The organism is Legionella quinlivanii (assembly GCF_003265995.1).
In the GTDB taxonomy this organism is placed as follows: Bacteria; Pseudomonadota; Gammaproteobacteria; order Legionellales; family Legionellaceae; genus Legionella_C; species Legionella_C quinlivanii_A.
The window spans coordinates 108,334-131,989 of sequence record NZ_MVJN01000008.1 but is presented as its reverse complement, the minus strand read 5'-3'; the positions used below and the strand labels follow the sequence as shown (position 1 = coordinate 131,989).

Below are 23,656 nucleotides of genomic sequence, written 5' to 3'. Positions count from 1 at the left end.
CTATTTTTTAATTGCAGTCACTTTGAAATTAATAGTTACTTCGTCCTTTACTTCATCGGTGCTTGACCACTCGCCCTGTCCTACTCCAAAAGCGATTCGTTTAATTCCAGTGCTTCCATTAACAACCCCCTTGTCAGGATTAGGCTGCTCTCCTGTAAACGATAAGACAACCGGCTGTGTTTTATCGCGAATGGTCAACATTCCTTTTGCCTGATAAGCGTTTTCACCTGTTTTCTCAATTTGGGTGGATTTAAACTCAGCCTTTGGGAAAAGCTTGGCATTAAACCAATCCGGAGTAATCAATGTCGCTTTTAATTCAGCATAGGAAGCACTGATGGAGCTAATATCGACAATAATGTCAATGCTGCTATTTTTTAAGTCAGCAGGGTCAACCAGGATTGTGCCGGAAAAATGCTTGAATTCCCCTGAAACTGGCGCTCCATTCTGAGTAGCGGTAAAGATCAACTGACTTTCAGCCGGAACAATCTCCCAGGAAGGCGGGGCTGCCTTTACTGACAGAGGTATCATAGCCAAACAAAGCCATGGCCACTTCCTTTTTTCAATAATCATGAAATCATCCTCCTTAAGATATTGTCCCGATTGATAAAATGATGCTTTAAAGCAGCACTGGCATGAAGAAGGATCGTCACAATCAATCCATACCCCAGCCACTCATGAACAAGCTCATAGAACTGCCGCTGTTCTTCATCAGGCGCAATGAGATTCGGTAAAGTAAATAAGCCAAAAAATGAAGCAGGCAAGCCGGCTGCGGAAGTAATAAGCCAGCCGGTAATGGGCATAGCGAACATGAAGCCATAAAAAGCCCAGTGCACAAGCCGCGCTGCAATAATTTCATATCGCGGTAATGATAGTTCAGGACTAATATTGATTATCCGCCAGCACAATCTGACTATCACCAAAGCGAGCGCCAATAAGCCGTATTCTTTATGCCAACCATAGAGTTTCAGTTTTTGCAGGCTGATAGGCAGCTCTACCATATAAATACCCATGATCAGCAAGCCTATGATTAAAATCGCCATAATCCAATGCAACAAAATAGCAACCAGTCCAAAATGATTGTTACTGTTTTTGAGTAGCATTGTTATCCCCCGAACTATCAGGCTGATAGGCTTCTGCACCAATTTCAATGCTGACATCATCACCCAGATCAGGTAATAAGGTTTTGATACCAAAATCTGAGCGTTTCAATTCAGTGGTCGCGACAAAACCGGCAGTCATTCGATCATTAATAGGGTTTTTTCCAACCTTATTAAGCGTAACAGCCAGCGTTATTGGCTTGCTCACCCCGCGCACTGTGAGTATTCCATGCACATTAGCGCTATTCTTACCCGTCATTTCCACCTTGTCGCTAACAAAAGTGGCTGTGGGGTAACGTTTCACATCAAAAAATAATTGGCCCTGCAGATGCTTATCTAATTCCGGTATTCCAGTAATAAATTTGGCGACATCAATTGTGGCTTCAACTTTACTGTTCTGAGGATTCTCTTTATCCAGAATCACAGATCCGTTCACATACCATTTGCCTGTCTGGGTAGAAAAACCTAAATGTTTAATTCGCCATAAAACATAGCTATGCTGATTATCGAGTGTCCATTTTTCTGCCGCATGAAGGGGAAAGCAGGCTAGCAATGCTATCATCATCACCAGTAACTGGCGAAAGAGAACCGTTATTATCATCATTAACTCCCTTGATTATTCTTATTTTGACAAAAACGCCTGCATCTAACTAGCTGGTTTTGTTTCTGATTTAAGGCTCCCGCCCACCAATTTGTCACAGAGACCTTTGGGCATAAATACGAATGCGTCGGGTTGACTATCCTTGGTGGCAGATCCTGCACAAGAGGAGGTTGCTGTAGAGCAATCATTCATACCTGCTTTTACAATGCCATAGCATTTTTCATTAGACCCTGAGTCTGTGTTATCTGAGGCTGCAATGGCGCAATGGCTGGAAGACAGCACTAAAAAAGCTGTAATTGCTGATTGAACAAGCTTGTCTTTTTTAATCATTGTAAATATCCTTATTATTGAAATGAAATATCGGTAATAAATCCTGACTGAATCCAGCTTTTTAAAAGAGAAGCAGCTCGCATGCCAACTGCATCTTCCTCATGCCATTGGCATAAACCTTCACAGAGTTCCCCGAACGATAATCCCTGTAATGTATTGTCAAGAGCCCAGGCTTCATCATCTGCCAGTAAATAAAAGCGATTCATATATTCATGGCGCCACAATACCCAGGGCGAGGGCTTAAGGCTCTTGTTCATTGTCGGGAGCTTCTGACCATTAGCCAATGCTTCCCAGAGGTCAACCACATTCCATGAAAAATTCATGCGGTTTAGTGAAGGATGGGCTTTCAGTATCATGCTTTCCCATAATTCGGCTGGAATCGCTGCCATCTGATCTAACTGAAATACAGGGCTCTCTGCAGCATCGAAGGCAAGCGTCATATTCCATTCGAATTGCGCAAGTTCGGCGATAAACGGTTCTCGATAATAACTCGCTAAAAAAGACGCCAGTTTATCCCCATACCAGCGAATCGAACGATAGGTAGATGGGTAAGAGGCCAGATAATCCAGGGACATTTGATGGAAGACCTCATTCCCTAAACAAGTCTTAAGATGAGGGAAGTTGCTGGCCATTGCCTCTTCCAGGCGTGCCTGATAGGCATCACGATATATCTGCAGACGGGTCTTCGCGGATGCAAGCGGGGCATTCACAATCGCCTCTTCAATGTCCAAATCCCCAAAATGTAAATAATTCTGGAAATCACGTTGTAATTGTTCCCAGTTAGTCATGAGCAAAGCTCCTGCATAGCAAGGCTGGCAATCTCTCTGGCCTTCCCAAGCTCGGTCAATAAATCTGCTAATGGTGGGATATGGTTATCACGCTCAATCATGGTTGATACCGAGCCAAATCGTTGCACGGCTTTTTCGTATAGTTCCCAGACCGGGTCAATTACGGATGCATCGTGGGTATCTATCTGATAATTGCCGCAGTTTGAATGCCCGGCTAAATGAATTTGCATGATTTTCTCCGGCGGCAGTGCGTTCAAATAATCCATGGGGTCAAAACCATGATTCACCGCACTCACATAGACATTATTCACATCGAGCAACATATAACAACCGGATTGTCTCAGGATACTGGTGATAAACTCCCATTCTGTCATCTCTGATTGCTTATAACCAAGATAACTGGAGACATTTTCTATTAGAAATGGTTTCTTCAGGTAATCCTGAATCTGTGTCAGTCGTGACACGATATGTAAAATTATTTCTTTCGTATAGGGTACAGGCAGCAAATCGTGCATATTCAAACCATTCACGCCTGTCCAGCAAAGATGGTCGGATATCCAGACTGGTTCAATGCGGGAAGCCAGCTCCTTCACTTGTTTAAGATAATCCCACTGAATGGGATCGCTGCTGCCTAATGACAGAGAGACTCCATGCATAACCATAGGATAATGTTCGCGAATTTTGTCAAGATAATACAAAGGCTTTCCACCTGGAATGAGATAATTCTCGCTGATGATTTCAAACCAGTCTATGTCAGGTAAATAATTCAATATGTCTTCATAATGTTGCGTTCGCAAGCCTAAACCGAAGCCCAGGTATGGCCGCTTTTCAGGCTGTATATTGTAAACATTCATAAGTTCAATAACTCAATCAATTGGGTCAAACGCATCCTGCATCTGGCCACATTAAAAAGTATCATGGAAGTATTCCATCGTAAATGGATTGCAATGCGCTGGTTTTCTAGTTGCAGGGTCAGGTGTTTGGTAAATAATTCTTGTTTAGCCAATCAGAAATGGCATCCTTGCTGTTTTCAATAATAGTGAGTACATGCTGATACAGCGGCTCTAATAACTCACGCTCTCCTGATTTCCAATATTGGTCAAAGTATTGACAGGCCATTTTTAGTTGGGTTGTGCCGACATACACAGCACCGCCTTTTATCTTGTGTATCAGCTGCTGAGTTTTATCCCAGTTTCCTTGCTGATGAGCAAGTATCAATTGCTCGGTATCGACTGGCAGGGATTCAGACAGCATGAACTTAAGCATTTCAGAGAGACTGTCAACATCGTTTAAGGTCTTTAATCCTTCCTCAATATCTAACAGAGGGAAGTCGGAAAGCTGAAACCAATGTTCTTGTGGGTTAAGCGTTGATATATTATTTTTCTTTTCTGCTAAATCCTCTGCTTTTGACCTGCGGCCAGGAATGAATGTGTCCAGCATATCCTCACAGTTTTTTATCGTCAGAGGTTTGCTAAGTACCGCATTCATGCCGGCCTCAATACAGCGTTTTTTGCTTTCATCACCCACATGGGCGGTTAGTGCAATGATCGGGACATGTGTTTTTTTTGCTAATTCCTGGACACGGATTTGATGAGTTACTTCATAACCATCCAGATCTGGTAAGCCAATGTCCATTAAAATCACATCATAATGGTCATTCTTCCAGAGATCGATCGCCGCTCTTCCTGACTCTGCAATTTCTGCCTCGCAGTTTAATTTTGATAAAATGGAGCGGGCAGCCGTCTGTGCAATGGCATTGTCTTCCACAACCAGAACGCGAAAACGATGGTTAGTAGTAACGGCAGGTTTTATTTGCTGAGCATAAGTCGTTTCATTGGCACTAACAATCGTTGCGCCCAATGTACTATCCACCCCAAATTCATCCTCCAGAAGGGGCTTTTGCAGAGGGATGAAGCAGGTGAAACAGGTGCCTTTCAGAGGTTCACTTTCTACATAAATTTCGCCATTGAGTTCATCAATGAATTGCTTCACCACGGCCAAACCAAGGCCAGCTCCCTTATAGATCCCCTGATAGGATGGGGTAAGCCGCTTGAATTGCACATAAATTTCTTCCTGCTTATCCTTGGGAATACCTATCCCGGAATCTTCGACGGTGAGTTTAATGACCAGTTTCTGTTCGTCGCATTTGGCAAGGCAGACTGACAGTTTGACAAAACCCTTATCTGTGAAATTCAAGGCATTAGCCAATAGCTCCAGGGCGACTCGGTGAAGCCGCACCTTATCACCAATCACATATTTTGGCAGGGATGAATCAAAATGCATGGAAAGAGACAATTTTTTCTGTGCAGCTTTGGCACGATTTAATCTAATCACATGCTCCAGGACCTCAAAAAGATTGAACTTTTTCTTAAGTTTGGGAATTTCGCCTGAACTCACGCGAATGGCTTCAAGGACTTCATCGAGCAGCTCTAATAGAGCGTGGCTGGAAGCGACCAAATTCTCCGCATACTCCTGAACATTATTAGAATCAGGCTCCATCTTCAACAGGTCCGCAAAGCCTACAATGCCAGTCAATGGGGTGCGAATGTCATGCCGCATATTTTCCATAAACTCATTTTTAGATTGATTGGCGGCTTCCGCACGTTCTTTGGCTTCCTTAAGTGCCTGCTCCAATTGTTTTCGCTCAGTGATATCAATTGAAATCCCAACCACGCCAATGATTTCTTTTTTGTCATCAAAAAGCGGAACCCGATGGGTTAGAAAATGAATAATACGTCCATCGCTATGGGGAATGGGTGGTTCCTCAATGTTTAATTTGGGAAGGCCTGTGGCAATGACTTCAAGTGTGTCCTTTTTAAAAGATTGAGCTGCATCATCACTCCATCGTCCGATGGTGCGCATTTCATCGAAACTCAAGCCTTTGAATTCATCAATAGAGTTTAAGCCGAACATGTTTAAAACATTCTTGTTACAGCCCACTGCGCGTCCCTCTTTATCAAGCCAATACACGTTGCCTGGCATGCAGCCGATAATGGTTTCATAATAACGGATGACTTTTTCAAGAACTTCTTCAACGCTATGATTCTGGCGATGGTCAATGCTTAAGAGTTGCTCTATCTCACCTAGTTGCGTTTCAGGGCTAATACTTGAATTTTTCATCAGCAGGTCCTTTTATCAATCTCTTATCTCAATTTTAGTGTTTCAAAACTGGTTTTGCTTCGGGGAGCAGTGATTGCAAGTCCAGGGGGCCAGATAACTCGTCGGTGGTTTTTTCTTTGGGGCTGTTGGATGCGGATTGTGCGAAAAAGCCGAGATTGCGAGAGGCATGATGGGCGAGTTTCTGATTAGAGATTAAACCAGATAAGGTTTGCAGGCAGCAGGCGAAATAAAACAGTAAACCTTTGGTGTTTGGCGAGTAGGTTATCACCGGTTCCATACCGGTTATATTAACAGCAGGAGAATAGGGATTCTGGTCTTTCTGAAAGTGTTTCTCGAATTGAGTATGCAAGGTTTCATAATGTAACTGGATTTGTTTTTCGGATAATGGAAGCAAAGAACAGGTTTCATAGGGTTTTTGATTCCTGGCAGATGCCGCAATAAACACTGCATTGGCTAATTTGAAGAGATCTTCTAATGTCTCTGGCAGTGTTTCCTGGGCTTTTAAAGCATCTTGCCAGACTTGTTTATGTAAAGGATTTATTTCATTTTCAGCTAAGCGATTCAGGCATAGTTTAACGAATGATTTTTCTCTTTCATACGGGTTTTGAGTGGCAAAAAAACGACTTAGACTTAATTGGCTGGATAGTGAGGCCGATGGATTCTCTGAGTTTAATTCCTGCAAAAGGTTGTCAAACGGAGATTGAAAAATAACTTTGATTCCTTGCCGAGAGGCGACTTGGCTCAGCTGTTTCTGGTAAAAAGTTTTTCGTTCCAAAATCAGTTTAATGAATTCGCCAAAGGCTTGATCGGTAATTTGGTGATGCAAGGAGAGTTTGATTCCAAATAAAAGATAATCATAAACAGGCAAATGATAATGTATTGTAATATCTGCATTGGGCTTGGCGAGTGATTTCATTAACAGACAGTTCTTCTCGAACTCATTTAACAATATTAGCTCAAAGGGATTACTGGTCTTATCCTGGGCGTTATCCAGAGGGTTATCATGGCGAACCGCGGTAATCGTAGCACCAGGCTCCAGGCGAATCTGATGATTGATCAGCTCAATTTCTTCTCCTTTATCGGGCACAGCCCGAAGGCTGGCTCCAAACATACATCCGGCTGTAACAAATTGACTAAACCCATTAAATTGCTGAAAAGGAGAGGATGACTTACCTAACCAGGGATAAACATAGGTGCCAAAGGTTTCTTGCTGATTTTTAAAAAGAAGGGGTAAAAATATTTCATCCCGTCGTTGTTTATTAAACAGCACAGCGGGTTTCTCAGGCAGTGGCAAAAGGTTCTGCGAGCCTGAGGTATGGGTTAGTGCTGCCAATAAGGCCTGGGTTTTTTTAACAGCACGGGCGTTCGGGCTGGGTAAGCTTTTATCGTTTTGTTCCTGGTGAAAACAAAATTCACGATTGTTGATTACGAAACTCTGCGCTTCCCGGGAAACGAATTCATCCTCCGTGTGCGGTGTAACGACTAATAGCCCCCGTTTAAAAAACTCAGGATTGAGATATAAATCCGCATACTGCAGCCAGAATGGCATTCCATTATTTTCCTTAATTTCTCTTTTTTCTTCCATTGCGAGTGAACCATTTCAATTAAGCATTGACATATTTATGCTTAGTTTAGCTTAAAATGAGATATTCATGGATAATTTAATACAAAGCGATTGAATGGTGATCAGATTTTGTTTTTGGAATCTTTTAGTTAAGATATTTACCTACGTCCCTCGGACAAACCGAGGGCTCCCCTCCTTTTTTATATAGTCAGCGGATGACTTAACATTAGCTCAAATAGCTCTATTATCGTGTCTTTCCCGCGAAGGCGGGAATCTATTTCTCAAGGTAATTCCTAACTTTGTTTGCAAGATGGATTTCCGCCTACGCGGAAACGACACTATTTAAAGTCAGTTTGACCTGATAAGGTACGTATTTTTAAATGAAAAAATGAGGAGATCCCTCGGACAAGTGAGGGACGGAGACTTAAGTAAATGCCATTAAGTCAATGCCTGGCTTTTTGCCATAAGTAAGAATGAATTACGTCAGATAAATGATACTAAATCAGTAGGTTGATCTATGTTGAGCAAAGCATCAGGAGTGGAAAACCTGATGCTTTGTTTAATGAAGAATTAAGCGTGTACTGTCAAACTAATATAGGGTCCACGAAAGCCGAAGTCGTTGGTTTCAAGCCCATTAATGCGCTGAATACCATCAAAAGCGAGTGTTCCTCTGATTGTATCCAATGCATTGAGGAATTCATTAACCTGATAACCCGCTTCCAGAGTTAAATTGGCAGCATTTGAGAATGCATAAGAATAATTAGCACCCACTTTTGCTGTTATACTGCTAACGACTCTGTCCTGTTTTGGCCAGCTAAACCCGAAGTTTGTACCTGCCAGACTTACATAGGAGTTTGTTTTGCTTTGCCCAGCTAACAAACCATAATCAAAATAGCCTACCAGTCCAACTCCATAAGCCAGCATATAATTTCCCTCGATACTGACCATTGGGCCTGCACCGTCATATTTGCTAATCATATTACCAGGAGCAGCAAAGGTAAGAGAGTGTTTCAGCTCAGCATAGCGGACACCTACTGAAGGCCGTATTGAGAAATTATGATTTACATCGGTATATTTTCTTCCAACTTTCAGATCAACCTGATCAACTTCGTATTTTAAATAAGCGTCGCTTACAAAATCGAAGGATGGGGGAATGGTTGCATCAGGAAATAAAATACTGCCAAATCCAATGGATCCATTTGAGAAATCATTGATTGCATGTGTTTTATTTTCTAAAAACAGATAGTTGGCTTCGACATTATTGGCAGACATAGGGAAATCGTATCCCAGCTTGACGTTTCCTGCCCAACGATGCGGAGGGTTAAAGGGTTTGCTTCTGGCTGTAAAACCGCCTGGGCTATTAAATAACCCAGCTATCAGTGACCATGCCAATTCCAGTTTCACTGGGTTTTACATAAAAAGCTGTTCCACCAATATAGAAACCACCAGGTGCATCAACAGCACAAAGTACTGATGTACATCCTGCTTCACCCATGGTTCCCGCAAAGGCAGTTCCTGAGGCGTATATACTTGCTAAAAGCAAAGATAAATATTTTTTTCTATACATCATTATTTCTAAATCCTTTTATTTCGTGACGCTGAATATAGCTGGATTTACTATATAAAAAATATAACTATTTCGCAAATCCTAAAATAACATAGCATCATGTTTTCTGGTTTAGCTGCGCTTTTTAACTCGCAAGCGGGAAAACACTTTTTATGGTAAGCTCGGCAATAGTACAAAATAGAGCAGATTATGATTAAAGTCGGACAGTATAATAAGTTAAGGGTTATTAAAGAGGTTGCTTTTGGTGTTTATCTGGATGCCTATGATTGGGGAGAGGTCTTATTGCCCAGAAAATATGTGCCTAAAGACACCGCTTTGGGTGATCTGGTCGAGGTGTTTATCTATTTTGACTCCGACGATCGAATGATTGCCACTACCTCCAGGCCTGCTATTCTGGTGGGTAGTTGTGCGCTTTTGAAAGTGATTGATGTGAATCGCGTCGGCGCATTTCTTGATTGGGGGCTGGATAAGGATTTGCTTGTTCCGGTTCCTGAACAACAGCGTCCGATGGAAAAAAATAAATCCTATCTCGTCTATGCGAAACTGGATAATCAGGGACGAATAATTGCAAGCTCCAAACTGGATCGCTTTTTAGAAAAAAATCCTGGTCAGTTCACGCGTGGTGAAGAAGTGGATTTATTAATTGCGGATACCAGTCCTCTTGGTCGAAAAGTGATTATTAATAATCGTCATTGGGGGCTTATTCATTCTTCAGATATTTTTCAGCCTTTGCAGTATGGTAAAAGAACCCGTGGCTATATCAAAACAGTGCGCGATGATGGGAAAATCGATGTGGTTCTGAGGAAAATGGGGCAGGAAAATATTCTTGATCTTTCTCAGCGAATTCTGAATGATTTACGAAAAAATGGAGGCTTTTTACCCCTGCACGACAAGAGTACTTCTCTCGAAATAATGAGAGCATTTAACGAGAGTAAAAAAAGCTTTAAAAGCGCCATTGGCCAGCTTTATAAACGTGGCGAAATTATTATCGAGTCGAATGGCATTCGTCTGGTAGACAAGCATAAATAAACAAATAGCTTATAATCTTTCTTCCAGCCAATCATTAATCGCTCGAATACTCTCCGTAATGACCGCTGCGGCCTGCTGATAAAGAGGCTCCAGTAATTTTCTTTGGCCTGACTTCCAGTAGCGTTCCAGATATTGACAGGCCATTTTGATACGAAGAGCTCCCACGTAGACTGCGCCGCCTTTTATCTTATGAGCCAGTTGCTGCGTTTTCTCCCAATTTCCCTGATTATGGGCTTCCTTCATTAAAAGAAAGTCCTGAGGCAGGGAGTCTTTCACCATGAAGCTAAGCATGTCGGCGAGCTGACTCTCCGTTCCATTGGTTTTTAGACCTTCTTCAATATCTAGCAGTGGGAACGCATTCAGTTTGAACAGATGCGATTCAATTTGAGGCAGGTCGGAACGATAGCTATTTTCAGCGCCATTCTCAGGTGCATGACGTCCTGGAATAAAGGCAATGACAATATCAGAGCAATTTTTAGCGGTTAAAGGTTTGGTGAGTACTGCGTTCATCCCTGCATCAATACAGCGTTTTTTATTTTCATCACCCGCATGAGCTGTCAGAGCAATAATTGGCGTATGTGTTTTTTTAGTTAATTCATGGACACGAATGGCATGCGTTACTTCGTAACCGTCAATATCAGGTAAGCCGATGTCCATTAAGATTAAATCATAGTGCTGCGTTTTCCAGAGTTCCAACGCTTTTATTCCATTTTCGGCGATATCTACAGTGCATTGAAGCTTGGTAAGAAGCGATTTAGCCGCATGCTGGGCGATAATATTATCCTCGACCACAAGCACCCGATGTTCGAGAGATTGAACAAAAGGCCCGGGTGGTTTAATTTGCTGGGCATAGGTTGTCTCGTAGAGCTCATCTTCCGCTGTTGATGAATACTCTTCAATTCCCAAATCGTCATCAAGCAGCGGCTCTTGCAGCGGAATAATACAGGTAAAGCAGGAGCCTATCCGCGGTTCACTGGTAACATAAATTTCACCATTTAATTCGTCCACGAATTGTTTGACTACCGATAGTCCTAAACCTGCGCCCTTATAAATGCCTTGATAGGAAGGGGTAAGGCGTTTGAATTGAACATAGATTTCCTGCTGTTTATCTTTGGGGATGCCAATCCCTGAGTCTTCAATGGCCAATTTTATTACCAGCTGTTGCCCCTGACGTTTGGCAAGCAGCGCCGTTAACTTCACAAATCCCGTGTCCGTAAAGTTTAAAGCATTTGCTACTAACTCAAGGACAATCCGATGAATTCGCACCTTATCGCCAATCACATAACGCGGTATCGACTTATCAAAATCCAAAGAGAGCGATAAACTTTTTTGCGCGGCGCGGGCCCGGTTCAGTTTTATCACGTGTTCTAAAGAATGGCGCAGGTCGAATTTTTTCTTCAGTTTTGGAATTTCTCCCGAGCTTACGCGAATCGCTTCCAGTACTTCATCCATCAGCTCAAGCAGCGCATGACTGGAGGCGATTAAGTTATCGGCATATTCATGAATATGAGGGGTATTGGAGTCCATCTTGAGTAAATCAGCAAATCCAACAATTCCAGTCAGGGGCGTTCGAATGTCATGGCGCATGTTCTCAAGGAACTCGGTTTTGGCTTTATTGGCTTCTTCGGCCATCTCTTTGGAGCGCCTCAGGTCATCTTCCATTTTTTTGCGCTCGGTTATATCGACTGAGAAACCCAGAAGGCCGACAATTTCTCCACTGCGATTACGAATAGGTTGCTTTTGCGTCAGAAAAACCCGCTGTTCGCCTTGCGCGGTTGTGACCAGGTCCTCAAGCGTTAGTGAGGTTCCATCCTGCATTACTTTCCTATCAATCTCATCGATTTTTCTGGCAGCTTCATAATCTGTTATTATTTCATAAATTGTTTTACCTATGAAACCTTGTCCATTATGATCAAACAGGGCGATTTGATTGGTATTTGCCCCCATATAAACGCCTTCTTTGTTTTTCCAGAAAATGTAATTAAAAGGCATGCTATTAAAGAGCAATTCGAGAATTTCTAACTTCTGAGTCGGATTCATCCGTTGCGTTCATCAGATTAACATACGTCTAGTATAGATTGATTTGGGTGTTAGTTGAACAACAATAGTGAGTTGTGATCGATGATATCGGTGGGTCGAGCGATGAGAAAAATGCATTTGCTGAAAAAATATTGTACATTGTGTATTTAATTTGATATTATGATTATTCAGGATACTCTACGCCTCGAGGGAAAATGACCGTTAATGTTTTTCTATACAATGTGGTTCCTGTCAAAGCCGATTTGACAGCGCTTAAAAACAGGCCCGATACCCCATTTATCCTGATTGGAAGCCAATATTGTTTAAGTCATCTTTCCGCTGAGAATAAAGCGCTTTTTGATGAAATTCATCCTGTGCATAACAGGAATTTCCATCAAATCCATTATCAGGAAGCAGAGTACATCGTATTGAGCCTTATTAAACGTTATGGCGCAGAAAATTTACGGCTCTTATCCAACGAAGACAGTACCCAATTGGTCTGTGCGCAATTAAGAGAGCAGTATGGTATCCCTGGAAACTCTCTTGTACAGGTATTGCCTTATGTAAATAAGCTGGTGTCAAAGAATAAACTTCAGGGGCAGTTGAGAATTCCCCGGTTTACCCCCTTTGAGAAAAAAGCCTACCAGACTGACGCGGAACTTTACATCAATGAAGTGGTCCAGTCTATCGGCTTTCCAATGTTTATCAAGCCGATTGATTTAGTCAGCAGCATCGATACATTTCATGTTACCGATAAGGACAGATTGCGAGCAGTATTTGAAAAGATAGCGGAAAAGCCCTGGGATTTTGAAATTGATGAATTCATTGAAGGCGAACTGTTCCATTGTGATGTAATTGTTCGTGAAAATCGCAGCGAGTTTTTTATGGCGGGTCAATATGCCTGGCCACTGGCACGCTTTTCCAAAGGCTCACCTATGGGGAGCATTCCAGTAAACGATGATAGCCTGCTTTCCCGTTTAAAAGATTTCACTGAAAGGGTTTTAAACGCGCTTGGGCGTTTTTCATCGGCATTTCATATAGAAGTATTCAAGCATAGTCAAACTGGAGAATTAATATTCCTGGAAGCAGCTGCAAGAACGCCAGGCGCAATGGTTCCTGACATGTACAAAATGATCATGGGCAAGCATCTGGAGGAGTTGCATTATCACGTCCAGTTATTTCCTGAGCAGGAATTAACGATTGGAAAGCCGCAAACGCTTGCGGGCTGGATCACTTTTCCGAAAATTGAAGGTACTTTGAGTGAGATTAAAAGACCTGAACTCCCTGTTAATTATCAATTTCTAAGTTTTGTTAAGAATGGGGATTCGATGGAGCAGGCCTCTAGCTTACTGGACAGTGCCTGCAGCATTCTGTTCTGGGACCAGTGTTATCAGAACATAAGCAATACATTTAATTATCTAAGATATTTTAACCCATTAACAATATCCACCAGCGAGCTTTATCTGCCTGGAAACGATTAATGGGTTCACTGAACTAACTATTTTGGCATTCTCGGTGAGCTTGATTCTTCACTTGGAAAGAAGCCAACTATCTCTATAGGTTGTTTCTTATATCTCTTCAGTTCGGCTGCAAGGGATTTTATTTGTGTTTGCAGAGAGGCTTGCTGATGAAGGGCCTCATTGATTGTGTTTTTTGCCTCTTCTATTTTTGCTTTTATCTGCGTACTTTCAAAGGGCACCTTGGAAAAACACTCTATCGCTTCCAAAAAACGGCGTTTTTCAAAAAACTGATCGCCGGCAACCAGTAATAAATCACATCCATATCCCCAATCAATACATGTTAATGTCTTTTTAAGTGCCTCTTCATACTGTTCCTCTTTAATTAACTTCTCAATATCAGTCAAAGCCTCGTCAGTAGTTCGATACATTTTATTCTGAATAAAGCCTTTAATTTTCTGCACTTCATCAGGAGCGAATGGAAGCTTATCAAGAATAATCTGCAGCTTTTGTTCACATTCCTGTTCTGTTATGTAAGCAAAAATCAGCTTTGATTCATCGTCAATAGAGAGAAAATTCTCTTCATTATTAAACCAGGATGAGACCTCCTCTTCTTTAGTTTTCTTGAGTGTTTCAGGGCTGTCTGACCAAGACTGCGGGATTCTCAAGCTGAGGTTACACACTGTCTTTTTTTCATATTTTGTATTTTCATATTCTGTAATGCAAATATTCACTTGATTAATAAAATCATGATGAGGGATATCGATTAAGCACCTGAATCTCACATAATAATCTGGATTTGACTCATATTTAAATTTGATAGTGGATTTAAGCATTTGCCATACACTTGTTAAAAATTTTACGCAGTATACTTTTTTTGCCCATAAAATGCCATGGATATAACAACCATCCCTAAGGGGGAGATGGGCATTTTGCCCATAGCGCTTAGGCTAAGAAGTAATGGTATCCCCTCTCCTCCGCGCGCAGCGTGGGGGAGAGGGTAGGGTGAGGGGGGGGTTAAATAATTTATCACGTTAGTGATTCTATTTTGTTGTGGCAATAAACCATAACCACAGAAATATGATTAATGAATCGCTACGCGACCTAGTTTATAGCCCCCTCACCCTAACCCTCTCCCCCGCTGCGCGCGGTGGAGAGGGGATCAGATATTCTTAGCCTGACGGCTATGGGCATTTTGCCCATCTCCTGAATGTTAGTCGTTAGATGCTGGTTTGGAAGTGAGGCCATCAGTTTTCTTACCGCAGCACTTAATATGATTTGTGGTTACACAGGAACATTGTCCTTTCGGAATGCCGGCACAGGAAGGCTGGCAGCCGTTGCTGCTTTGACCTTGCGTACTCAAAGTTTGTGAAGCAAAGGCAATTGGGCTGGCAATAAAACAGCCGCTCAGGAATACCAGACCTATTAATTTAGTTTTCATTGTAACTCTCCTTGTCTATAAAATGGGCATGCTCAAGAAAAGTGTAGGCTATAAATCAGATCTTTTAGTGAAAATGAATCAGTTCATTTGAAGCCGCTGTTTTATATATTCGGGCACTGTAGTGTTGATTTTTTCTTGCATTTTTCAGAGTGATCTACAATGCTTTTCTTTAGTATCAATTAGGAGGGCAATTATCATGGCAGAGCGTAAACGCATTTTCATTATTGGCCATTCTGGTGCCGGAAAGGGTGTTTTGGCGCAAGCACTAGCCAAAGAGCTTGGCTGGAAATTTATAAGTACAGATTTTGCACTGGAATCTTCTATTGGCCGAAACATGGAGGAAATAATCAGTGAGCAGGGTGCTGAGGCATTTCAAAATTGCCTGTCGGAGATATTGGCTTATCAAATGACTAAAAACAATATCGTGGTTACTACTGATGAAAGTATTATCTTCAGTGAAAAAAACAGAAAATTATTGGCCTCTGAATTCACTATCTATTTACAAGTCAGTTTAAATATTCAATTAGAAAGAATCTCATATAATCGTCCTCTTTTGCCAGTCGAAAATTATGCGAATTTTTTAGAAAAAAGACATCATCTGCATGACCGTTTGTATAAGGAGGCTTCTGTATTTTCCCTTAGTTCAGATGATGGCGAGATTGATACTCACGTACAACAGATTGTAAATGCTTTAAAATTCAAAGATTAAATCCCTTAAATACCACATAACCAGGGCATTGGAAGAACTGGTTATGTCATCAATTAAGGACAAATGAATCAGCTCCGAACAGCCAGCCATCTGCTAAACTGTTAAGAAGATAAACAGATTGTGAGCTTAAGATGAGACTCATTATTGCTTTATTTCTAGGATGGATGGCTTTTGATGTCTCAGCTGCCGAATCAGCCTGTAGCTCCTCAGGGGCTTTCAGAAATGCCAATGGCTGTATGCCTGTCGTTTTTGTGGTACGCCATGCGGAGGATACCGCATCCGGTCCTCATGCATTAACTGCTGAAGGAACGAAGCATGCAGAGTTATATATCAGGTTATTCAATGACTACATATGGGGTGATACGCACAGCATCGGCAAGGACAAAAGTCCTGCCTGTGTCTGTCCTGTCGGGAAAATAATAAGTATCAGCGACAAGGGCGGGGATGTTTCACCGCGTAATCCCAACCCCAATCCCAGCTCAAACCCCTACCAGACCATCCTGAAAGTTAGCGAAAGCCTGGGAATTCCGATTACTACAGACAATGGAGAAACCCAATACTGGAGCAGCTTTCAATGGAATGCGGATGCCAAGAAAAAGCTTTTTGATTATAGCGGTAACCAGGCACAATTTTCGGTAATAATTGCCTGGGATAAGCAAGGTTTAAATCCCACCGCCGAAGATTATGCCAAGCTGGTTACCTGGCTCAGTTCACCCGAGTCGAAGATATCTTATAAAGACTTTACGCCATTGCTTAAGAACTTCCCTAATAAACTTCCCGCCGACGGTTCATTTGCTCTGGATCCTTCCAGGACGACGCTCTGGGTCTATTCCGATCAGAATGAAGAAGGGAAGTTCGTTAATATGCGAGTTTACCAGCAGGTCTTTTACAAAAAGGATTGTACAAGTGATCCCTCATGGGCTCCCAAGCTCGATTCCGAATGTATCATTCCGCAACAGAGGAGCTATTAGCTTGCTAAGATACATCAATCGTCTTTGCGAGCGTTAGCGAAGCAATCAAGCTCCTTACTTATTCAAAATTCGATCTGGGTTGCTTTACTTCGTTCGCAAAGACGACAGGTTTGCTTAATGCTTAAGCAATTTATTCTTCAATTTAAAACCGCTACTGCGTTCATCGGGCTGTAAGTAATAAAACCTAAATCCAGGCCTTCACTGACTGAATAGACATAGCCTCCCTGAGTTCCGGCGAATAAAAGACCCGATGAATTAACAAAAAGACTAAACACTGTCTGAGCAATACTTCCCCAGTTACCTCCTCCTGTAAGTGCATTACTGGAATACACATATTCGTTTGCTGTGTTCGTAAACAGACTGTTATTCGCAACATAAACGCCCTTAACCGGGCTGCCATCTACCAAACCATTGATTGCAGTCCAGCTGATGCCGTTATTGGAGGAATAATAGACATTCCCATTACTGGTTCCAGCATAAAAGGCACTGGTAGTTAAAAACAGAGCGTTTACCGCGCTTCCATCCGGAGAAGAGAGAAGATTCCAGTTGCTGCCATTATTGACGGAATAGTAAATAAAACCACTGGCGGTTCCTGCATACAGCTGATTATTTAGTACAAACACCGCGTTAATGGCGCTGCCATCGGGAGAGGCGGTTTGCTGCCAGCTATTCCCATTATTTAAGGAGTAATAAATAAAGCCATTGGCATTCCCTGAATACATCACCAGCGGGTTGATCCATAAACTATTGACCGGACTGCCGGCGCCTGGCATTTGTGCCGTTGCACTCCAGCTTAAGCCGCCAGTAAATGAATAATAGATATTGCCGTTTTGAGCGCCGCTAAAAAAAACAGGATTGCTGGTAAAACTGACTGAAACCTGATGATTAGCGATGATATTAGTCAGTGTAAAATTGCTGCCGCCCATTTGAACTACCGAGCCATCGACAAGCCACTGATAAACAGAAAATCCCGGGGCTGGATTGGCATACAATGGCAGACTTGCGCCGCTGTAAACCGCTTGAGTGCCGCTGGGAGAGACACTGCCGCCAGAGCCGGCGCTGATGTTCACTGAGTATTGATTTGCTGCCTGTACGCTGATATTCAGGCTGTTAGCAGAACTGGGTTGATTACAAAGCAGTGGACTGGGATTCCCGTCAGGCGCTATCTGACAAATAATCGGCCCTTCATTGATTTTGCCGGGGATCTGACTGGCAATAATCTGCAAACTTAGAATACAGGATTGTCTGGCGGTCAGGGTAAAAGGATTCGAACAACTGCCGGCATCAGTTAGTTGAATGACACCGGCGATAGGTTTCATTGTAATAGTGTGCGGTTTGAGCGACTGGTTAGTCACCAGATATTTAACAATGGCTGTCTCACCGCTTACTAATTGCAAAACCACTGGTGTTTGCGGAATCATGGTGAATACTGGCGAGCCGGCTAGTGCCAGATTGCTTACGAGAGATAAAGTTAACAGGCTTAAGACTTTGAATAGTTGATTTAATTTGTTCACTTTGCTTCTCACATTCTAGCCATCATTTGCACAAAATTAGGGATGTTTGGGGAGCCCACACCGACCACATCATTCCAGAACTGATTTTCTACAATCGTGAGTGATGAATCCCAATTAAATCCAATCTCCTGATTAAAATAAGGGTCGTGTAACTTGAAGGCAGAAACAGGGCCTCCGTTGATGGGCGTTGCTCCACTGATGACAAGATGGGGCGGGGTAATCAGGTTGATCGCCTTGTTCTGCAGTAAACTGGCGTTATAAACATAGAAATAGGGGGCGGCGAGGCCTAGGGGGTGTGGATTACCCATCAGAGCCGCTCTCGCCTGATTGACCAGCGTGAGTGTACCTGAAAATAAAGGAGTTGCCAGGCTGGCGCCACCATCCCAACAAGGATTGCAGCCGTCTGAATAGGTTAATAAGCCGGTGTAAAGGTCGCCCAGCATAGCAATATCGGGCAGAGCTCGTTTGTTATTCGTACCCTGGGGATAGCCGCCGACAATAAAATTACTGATAACACTTTGCCAGGCTGGCGCACTGCGATAGCGGCTGACTCCACCCATACTGCCTGAGTAGAAGGAGCCATTGACCCGGGTTCCCCAGCCTGTTTCAAAGGCATAATTCCAGGATTGGTCAACAAACAGACTGGTACCGCTTACAGCAGTTACAAAAGCTGAGCTGACCGGATATTGCACGCTCGGTTCAGCACCCATAATAGTGCATGGCCAACTGCTGGCATAGGTTTGATCACCGCAGTCGCCGGCCGCAAAGTTAACGCTTAAACCCTGGGCTGCAGAAAGCTGTAAAATGGCTTCCAGCATTTCAAATGGATGTTCCACATCATTATCCCAGCTGTTGGATACCACATAGGCATTGGAAAAACCGCCAATGGAAAATTGGTTGCTGGTGATGGTGGTCAGCGCATGCGCTACTTCTGCGTTGTTCACATCATCGGTCATCACCAATACAATATTGGCGGCGGGAGCAATGGTATGTGAGGCGTCGATATCCAGGATAATTTCACCATCCCATCCATTGGGATTTGCACAGGGGCCGGTGTAGGGAGAGCCGTCAGGCTTGACTACCGCAAAGTTACTGGCATTAAGCTGGGGCAGGCTATTTTCTGTATTGTAATGATTAACATGGTTCAGTATCTGGTTTGGGGTTGAGTTTCCGCAACCATCGATGATCACAATAGTTTGATTAGCTCCATCAATGGCTACCCCATTAACCGGGGGAATTTGATTAAGCTGATAGACCGTTCTCAGATGACTGCCGGACACGCCTTGTAAAGAGGTGGTGGTTGGCAGAGCGGCCGGGGTAAACGAATCCCAAAGCAGTTTTATTTCCTCTGGCTGCCAATGTGTGGTGTCGATATTAACATCTTTGGGTTTGAACCTCCGTTTTGGGCTTGCATAAGGGATGTTGCTCAGTCCACTGACTCCTGCCACATGAGCGGCGATTTCCTGAGGAATCAGTGGGGCCTGGTCATTGCCGTAGACAATCTTGTTTTTGTAACGATAATTATTCAGCCTGATATGAAAAATCTGCTCGATTTGCCCTGCGGTTCCGGTAATTTTCAGGTTGGAGTAGAGCGGCTCAACCTGCATGCCTCTTTGCTTAAAATAGCTTGTAACTGCCCTGATCATATTCTCATCGGGTAGATAATCACGTTTCACTTCATCCGCATTCAGGAACTGCTGAAAGGCTGGGCTTTGCGGGTCGTATATAGTCTTAACTATCTGATCCAGCTGTGTTTGATTACGTAATTTAAGCCAGAGAGTAAAACTAAGTTTATTCTTCTGATTGAATGGACCAAGACGTTCTGCCTTTTGGATTAATGATAACTCGGGATTGGGCAGCCGAACATCGGCAGTGTGTGCAAATAACGGTGTGATTATGCATTGCAGCAGGATAAAAAATAGTCCTTTAACCAACATTATGAAATCTCCAATGGGGCGATAAGCTAACTGAAAAACGACAAGGCAGCCCATAGCATCGCTAGGGAATCGTCTTTGCGAGTGGCCATCTCTTAGCAGGCGATCTAAAGAGAAATGCAGGAGGGATTATTCTAAGCAAAGATAGAATGAGAAGCAACTAAATGCCCTCAATCATAGCGGGTGGGCTTCGTCCAGCAATTGCCTGAAGCCTGTGGCAATTTGATCCGCATTGGCAATATGATGATTCTTATAGGTAGTTAACAGGCCAATAACATGCATTCCGGCATTTTTGGCGGCATCGATCCCATGGGGTGTATCTTCAAAGACCAGGCAGCGCTCTGGAGAAATATTCAGCTTGCTGGCAGTCAATAAATACCCTTCAGGAGAGGGTTTTCCCGTTTTGACATCATCTGCTGTGACAATGGTGTGAAAATATTGCAACAGTCTGCCCTCGTTGACTTTGGAAAGCACGGCTGATATTTCAGCTCTTGAAGAGCCGCTGCAAATGGCTAACTGATTTACCCTGGAAATCACATTAAAAAGAAACGCCTCGAAATCTGCAATCAGAGGTAATTCATTGTGGGTCTGGATAAGCTGGGTGTATGCGGCGACCTTTTTATCAATCAGGTCATCAATCTCTTGTGCCGATAATTTATGGTTTTTATTGTGGATCAGTCGAGGGAACATTTCCTTATCCACAAAGCCCAGATAATGCTCAACATATTCTTCATAGCTCAATGGAGTTCCCAAGGGCTTTAGTGCATGGCAACAGGCTTGGTAATGCAGGAACTCGCTATCAAAAATAACCCCGTCAAAATCAAAGATGATTGCGTCTATTTTCTTAAACAACGTTGTCCAGGGCATATTTGCTCCAGAAGATTACTGGTGGCCAATCCTTTTATTGTAGACAAAACTCGTAAAAAAAGTTTATTCATAGATTGAAGAATGATTTCATGAAGTGATGTTTAGTACTGTTAAGGAGAATGGTATGAAAATAATCAGGAAAATGAAGCCTGAGGACAATGCGAGTATGGCTAAAATTATCGTTGATGTTTTAACCGAATACGGATATCGAGATAGCCGGTCTGGCGGTTATGACATTGATAACTTACCAGATAGAATCAGCGATCTTTATGGTTTCATCCAAAAAGAGGGAGGCGTTTATTTTGTGATTGAGGATACTGAAACCCAATGCATTTTGGGTGGGGGCGGTTTTCGGCCCAATGCGGCTTCTTTAAAGTATTCCAATGCCAACCGATTCTTTTCTGAGGATTTAATCAATCGAACCTGCGCTCTGGAAAAACTGTATTTTTTGCCGGAGCTTCGCGGGCAGGGCTTTGGTTTAAGAATATTGGAGAAGATCCTGGCGGCGGCAATAGAGAAAGGATATAGCTCAATCTATGCCGGTACGGAACCCAAGCTTAAACAAGCTCAATCCCTATATAAAAAAGCAGGATTTATCCAGTTGGAAACCACCAGAAAAAACTCTGTTTGTTTCCTTAAAGCACTTAAAAACATGCCGCTGATGAAGCCTGGTGCTGAAACACGAGAGGAAAAAGATTGTAATTCTGAAACATCAATACAAAGTGTATGCCCTCGCACTCAAGCAGCCTGATAAAAATAATGCTCACAGACACTGCCATTAAGTTAAGCTCAATTATATATTAAACTGTCATCCCCGCGAAAGGCGGGGATCCATCTCTGAGCTAGCCACAATGCCGACTGAGGAATAGATTCCCGCCTTCGCGGGAATGACAGAAGCCCTTACTTAATGGCAGTGTCCCTGAGGGAGAGAGGATTTTAGAACAGCCTGCTTACCCGCAGTGTCGTTCAAGCCAGCATTGTTCGGTGGCCTGATCGCAAATGCGCACGGTTTCGCAGGGCACATAATAGCGTGGCTCTGCTGGAATATTAATGATGACATTTGGTCCCGGACCCCAGCCGCCACCGTAAAAACCACCCCAGCCATAACCGCGCTCATAGCCGTGATGATGGTGATCTCTATACCCTCCGCCGCCATAAACACCATACCAGGCTTGGGCATTACCCGAGAAAATTAAGCTTAGAAAGAAAGCCGGAATAAGCAGTTTACTCAATCGTTTCATATTATTCTCCGAAAGAAGCGGATAATTCGTTGTGGATTTTACCAGGGCCATTTTTGTTAAAACACAACGTCCTGATTGTCGTGAGTGAGAAGAGGCAGAGTAAGGCACAAAGGATTAAATAATATCCTGGTGCGAGCTTATTTTGAGTATATTTAATTAAAAGCGTTGCAATTAATGGAGTTAATCCTCCAAAAATAGCGAAAGTGATATTGTAGGCTATTGCAATCCCGGTAAAACGGATGGATGTGGGGAATAAGTCCACCAAAAGACTGGGATAAACCATTATCATGCTGCTTAATAAGGCAATCAGCAGCAGCGCCGCACTTAAGCTTGCTGTTGTTTCAAAACTTAATATCACGAAAATAAGATAGCTGAAAATACTAAATCCGAGGGCGCCAAGACAAAGAAGTCGACGCCGGCCAAGACGATCGCCCATCCAGCAGAAAAAGAGCATGAGGAATGTATAGATGACCAGTGTAATTGTAGTAAAGAGATGGGCCTGTTGTTTGGGATAAGTCAAAACGCCGGAGAGATATCCCGGCAGATAGAGGAATAATAAATTAATAACGGCACAGGCTAACACTGTAAGTCCTACTCCCTGCAAAATCTGCCGCCAGTGATTAGCAAGGGCTTCAAAAAATGGAAGGCGGGTTTTTTTATGTTGTGAGTGCAAGGCCAGGAAAAGGGGACTTTCGCTGAGCTGACGGCGGATAATAAAGCTGATAAGGCCTAAGGCCCCGCCTAAAAGGAAGGGGATACGCCAGCCGTAACTGGCTAATTGTTCTGCTGTTAATAGCTGATTGAGCAGCAGGCTTAGGCTATTGCCTAATAGAATACCGATGTTAAGGAAAGAGAAGATTACACCGCAGGCAAAACTTCGCTTTCCCCTGGCAACATGCTCGCAGGTAAAGGTCAGTGCACCAGGTATTTCACCGCCGATGGACAGCCCCTGCAAAACCCGAAGAATAATCAGCAGCAGGCTCGCGCCCAGACCCAATTGCTCGTAGGTAGGCAAAAGACCTATTAGAAAGGTAGGAATTGCCATTAGGGCAATAGAAACGAGGAAGGTTTTTTTTCGCCCGTATTTGTCGCCAAAATGACTGAAAATTATTCCGCCCAGCGGACGAATAAAATAGCCAATCGCAAAAATCGCATAGACGCTCATCAATGAGGCCAGGCGATCACTTTGTGGAAAAAATATTTCACTGATTAAGGGAGCAAAGATGACGTAAATAATGAAGTCATAAAACTCAAGCGCTCCACCCAAGGCAGCCAGTACAATTGTTTTTTTCTCCTGAGAGAACAAATGAAGCTGCGGCATGAAATAGCCTCTGTGAACTTCGATGCTGCAAAATATCACGAAATTCAGGGAAGTAAAATACCCGCTGTAAGATGTTATTTTTCACC

The 23,656-nt window shown here is 43.0% G+C and carries 23 protein-coding genes; 5 read left to right on the top strand and 18 right to left on the bottom strand.

Going from position 1 to position 23,656, the window contains the following annotated elements:
- The 10 genes from B1207_RS11525 to B1207_RS16100 form a co-directional block, all read right to left on the bottom strand.
- Entirely contained in the window at positions 1 to 570 is a 570-nt protein-coding gene (locus B1207_RS11525) for a YceI family protein (RefSeq protein WP_112220111.1), read from the bottom strand.
- Positions 567 to 1,100: a cytochrome b gene (locus tag B1207_RS11520; RefSeq protein ID WP_112220110.1), complete on the bottom strand. Its 534-nt coding sequence runs from the start codon at positions 1,098 to 1,100 to the stop codon at positions 567 to 569. The genes B1207_RS11525 and B1207_RS11520 overlap by 4 nt, the downstream gene beginning before the upstream one ends.
- Positions 1,081 to 1,662, bottom strand: a complete 582-nt coding sequence (locus tag B1207_RS11515; RefSeq protein ID WP_253255859.1) for a YceI family protein — start codon at positions 1,660 to 1,662, stop codon at positions 1,081 to 1,083. Before B1207_RS11515 ends, B1207_RS11520 begins: the two co-directional genes overlap by 20 nt.
- A gap of 81 nt (positions 1,663 to 1,743) precedes the next feature.
- Positions 1,744 to 2,028, bottom strand: a complete 285-nt coding sequence (locus B1207_RS11510) for a BufA1 family periplasmic bufferin-type metallophore (RefSeq protein WP_112220108.1) — start codon at positions 2,026 to 2,028, stop codon at positions 1,744 to 1,746.
- A gap of 14 nt (positions 2,029 to 2,042) precedes the next feature.
- Positions 2,043 to 2,816, bottom strand: a complete 774-nt coding sequence (locus B1207_RS11505) for an HvfC/BufC N-terminal domain-containing protein (protein WP_112220107.1) — start codon at positions 2,814 to 2,816, stop codon at positions 2,043 to 2,045.
- Positions 2,813 to 3,670 carry an MNIO family bufferin maturase gene (bufB, locus tag B1207_RS11500; RefSeq protein WP_112220106.1) on the bottom strand — a complete coding sequence of 286 codons (858 nt, stop codon included), beginning with the start codon at positions 3,668 to 3,670 and terminating at the stop codon, positions 2,813 to 2,815. The genes B1207_RS11505 and bufB overlap by 4 nt, the downstream gene beginning before the upstream one ends.
- A gap of 118 nt (positions 3,671 to 3,788) precedes the next feature.
- Complete coding sequence (locus B1207_RS11495) at positions 3,789 to 5,936, bottom strand: response regulator (protein ID WP_112220105.1); 2,148 nt, start codon at positions 5,934 to 5,936, stop codon at positions 3,789 to 3,791.
- A gap of 34 nt (positions 5,937 to 5,970) precedes the next feature.
- Positions 5,971 to 7,521, bottom strand: coding sequence for a hypothetical protein (locus B1207_RS11490; RefSeq protein ID WP_112220104.1), 1,551 nt, complete (start codon positions 7,519 to 7,521; stop codon positions 5,971 to 5,973).
- 549 nt (positions 7,522 to 8,070) lie between these two features.
- On the bottom strand, positions 8,071 to 8,904 hold the full coding sequence (locus tag B1207_RS11485; RefSeq protein WP_253255849.1) for an Lpg1974 family pore-forming outer membrane protein: 834 nt from the start codon (positions 8,902 to 8,904) through the stop codon (positions 8,071 to 8,073).
- Positions 8,861 to 9,070: a hypothetical protein gene (locus B1207_RS16100; RefSeq protein WP_253255848.1), complete on the bottom strand. Its 210-nt coding sequence runs from the start codon at positions 9,068 to 9,070 to the stop codon at positions 8,861 to 8,863. Before B1207_RS16100 ends, B1207_RS11485 begins: the two co-directional genes overlap by 44 nt.
- A gap of 186 nt (positions 9,071 to 9,256) precedes the next feature.
- Here B1207_RS16100 and B1207_RS11480 point away from each other — a divergent pair, with 186 nt between their 5' ends.
- The gene (locus B1207_RS11480; RefSeq protein WP_112220103.1) at positions 9,257 to 10,096 is read left to right on the top strand and encodes a CvfB family protein; all 840 of its coding nucleotides are present in this window, start codon (positions 9,257 to 9,259) and stop codon (positions 10,094 to 10,096) included.
- Positions 10,097 to 10,105: 9 nt separating this feature from the next.
- Here the strand turns inward: B1207_RS11480 and B1207_RS11475 are convergent, their stop codons facing one another.
- Positions 10,106 to 12,136 carry a response regulator gene (locus B1207_RS11475; protein ID WP_112220102.1) on the bottom strand — a complete coding sequence of 677 codons (2,031 nt, stop codon included), beginning with the start codon at positions 12,134 to 12,136 and terminating at the stop codon, positions 10,106 to 10,108.
- 194 nt (positions 12,137 to 12,330) lie between these two features.
- Between B1207_RS11475 and B1207_RS11470 the strand changes: the two genes are divergently transcribed.
- Entirely contained in the window at positions 12,331 to 13,596 is a 1,266-nt protein-coding gene (locus B1207_RS11470) for an ATP-grasp domain-containing protein (protein ID WP_112220101.1), read from the top strand.
- 17 nt (positions 13,597 to 13,613) lie between these two features.
- On the opposite strand, the gene B1207_RS11465 is transcribed toward B1207_RS11470, so the two are convergent.
- Positions 13,614 to 14,408 carry a hypothetical protein gene (locus B1207_RS11465; RefSeq protein ID WP_112220100.1) on the bottom strand — a complete coding sequence of 265 codons (795 nt, stop codon included), beginning with the start codon at positions 14,406 to 14,408 and terminating at the stop codon, positions 13,614 to 13,616.
- 377 nt (positions 14,409 to 14,785) lie between these two features.
- Positions 14,786 to 15,013 carry a hypothetical protein gene (locus tag B1207_RS11460; protein WP_112220099.1) on the bottom strand — a complete coding sequence of 76 codons (228 nt, stop codon included), beginning with the start codon at positions 15,011 to 15,013 and terminating at the stop codon, positions 14,786 to 14,788.
- 196 nt (positions 15,014 to 15,209) lie between these two features.
- On the opposite strand from B1207_RS11460, the gene B1207_RS11455 reads away from it, so the two are divergent.
- Positions 15,210 to 15,722, top strand: coding sequence for a shikimate kinase (locus B1207_RS11455; RefSeq protein ID WP_112220098.1), 513 nt, complete (start codon positions 15,210 to 15,212; stop codon positions 15,720 to 15,722).
- 131 nt (positions 15,723 to 15,853) lie between these two features.
- On the top strand, positions 15,854 to 16,693 hold the full coding sequence (locus tag B1207_RS11450) for a hypothetical protein (protein WP_112220097.1): 840 nt from the start codon (positions 15,854 to 15,856) through the stop codon (positions 16,691 to 16,693).
- A 137-nt stretch (positions 16,694 to 16,830) separates the two neighbouring features.
- Here B1207_RS11450 and B1207_RS11445 read toward each other — a convergent pair whose 3' ends face one another.
- The 3 genes from B1207_RS11445 to B1207_RS11435 all read right to left on the bottom strand — a co-directional run bounded on the left by B1207_RS11445 (position 16,831) and on the right by B1207_RS11435 (position 21,008).
- Positions 16,831 to 18,207 (bottom strand): WD40/YVTN/BNR-like repeat-containing protein, encoded by a 1,377-nt coding sequence (locus tag B1207_RS11445; protein WP_146740065.1) that lies wholly within the window; start codon positions 18,205 to 18,207, stop codon positions 16,831 to 16,833.
- 8 nt (positions 18,208 to 18,215) lie between these two features.
- The gene (locus tag B1207_RS11440; protein WP_172458287.1) at positions 18,216 to 20,144 is read right to left on the bottom strand and encodes a S53 family peptidase; all 1,929 of its coding nucleotides are present in this window, start codon (positions 20,142 to 20,144) and stop codon (positions 18,216 to 18,218) included.
- A 171-nt stretch (positions 20,145 to 20,315) separates the two neighbouring features.
- A complete protein-coding gene (locus tag B1207_RS11435; RefSeq protein WP_112220094.1) occupies positions 20,316 to 21,008 on the bottom strand; it encodes an HAD family hydrolase in 693 nt (230 codons plus the stop codon).
- A gap of 124 nt (positions 21,009 to 21,132) precedes the next feature.
- Between B1207_RS11435 and B1207_RS11430 the strand changes: the two genes are divergently transcribed.
- Complete coding sequence (locus B1207_RS11430) at positions 21,133 to 21,759, top strand: GNAT family N-acetyltransferase (RefSeq protein WP_172458286.1); 627 nt, start codon at positions 21,133 to 21,135, stop codon at positions 21,757 to 21,759.
- A 199-nt stretch (positions 21,760 to 21,958) separates the two neighbouring features.
- Here B1207_RS11430 and B1207_RS11425 read toward each other — a convergent pair whose 3' ends face one another.
- Together B1207_RS11425 and B1207_RS11420 are read right to left on the bottom strand one after the other, a co-directional pair.
- Positions 21,959 to 22,249 carry a hypothetical protein gene (locus B1207_RS11425; RefSeq protein WP_112220092.1) on the bottom strand — a complete coding sequence of 97 codons (291 nt, stop codon included), beginning with the start codon at positions 22,247 to 22,249 and terminating at the stop codon, positions 21,959 to 21,961.
- Position 22,250: 1 nt separating this feature from the next.
- Positions 22,251 to 23,570 (bottom strand): MFS transporter, encoded by a 1,320-nt coding sequence (locus B1207_RS11420; protein WP_112220091.1) that lies wholly within the window; start codon positions 23,568 to 23,570, stop codon positions 22,251 to 22,253.
- Between the last annotated feature and the right edge of the window lie 86 nt (positions 23,571 to 23,656).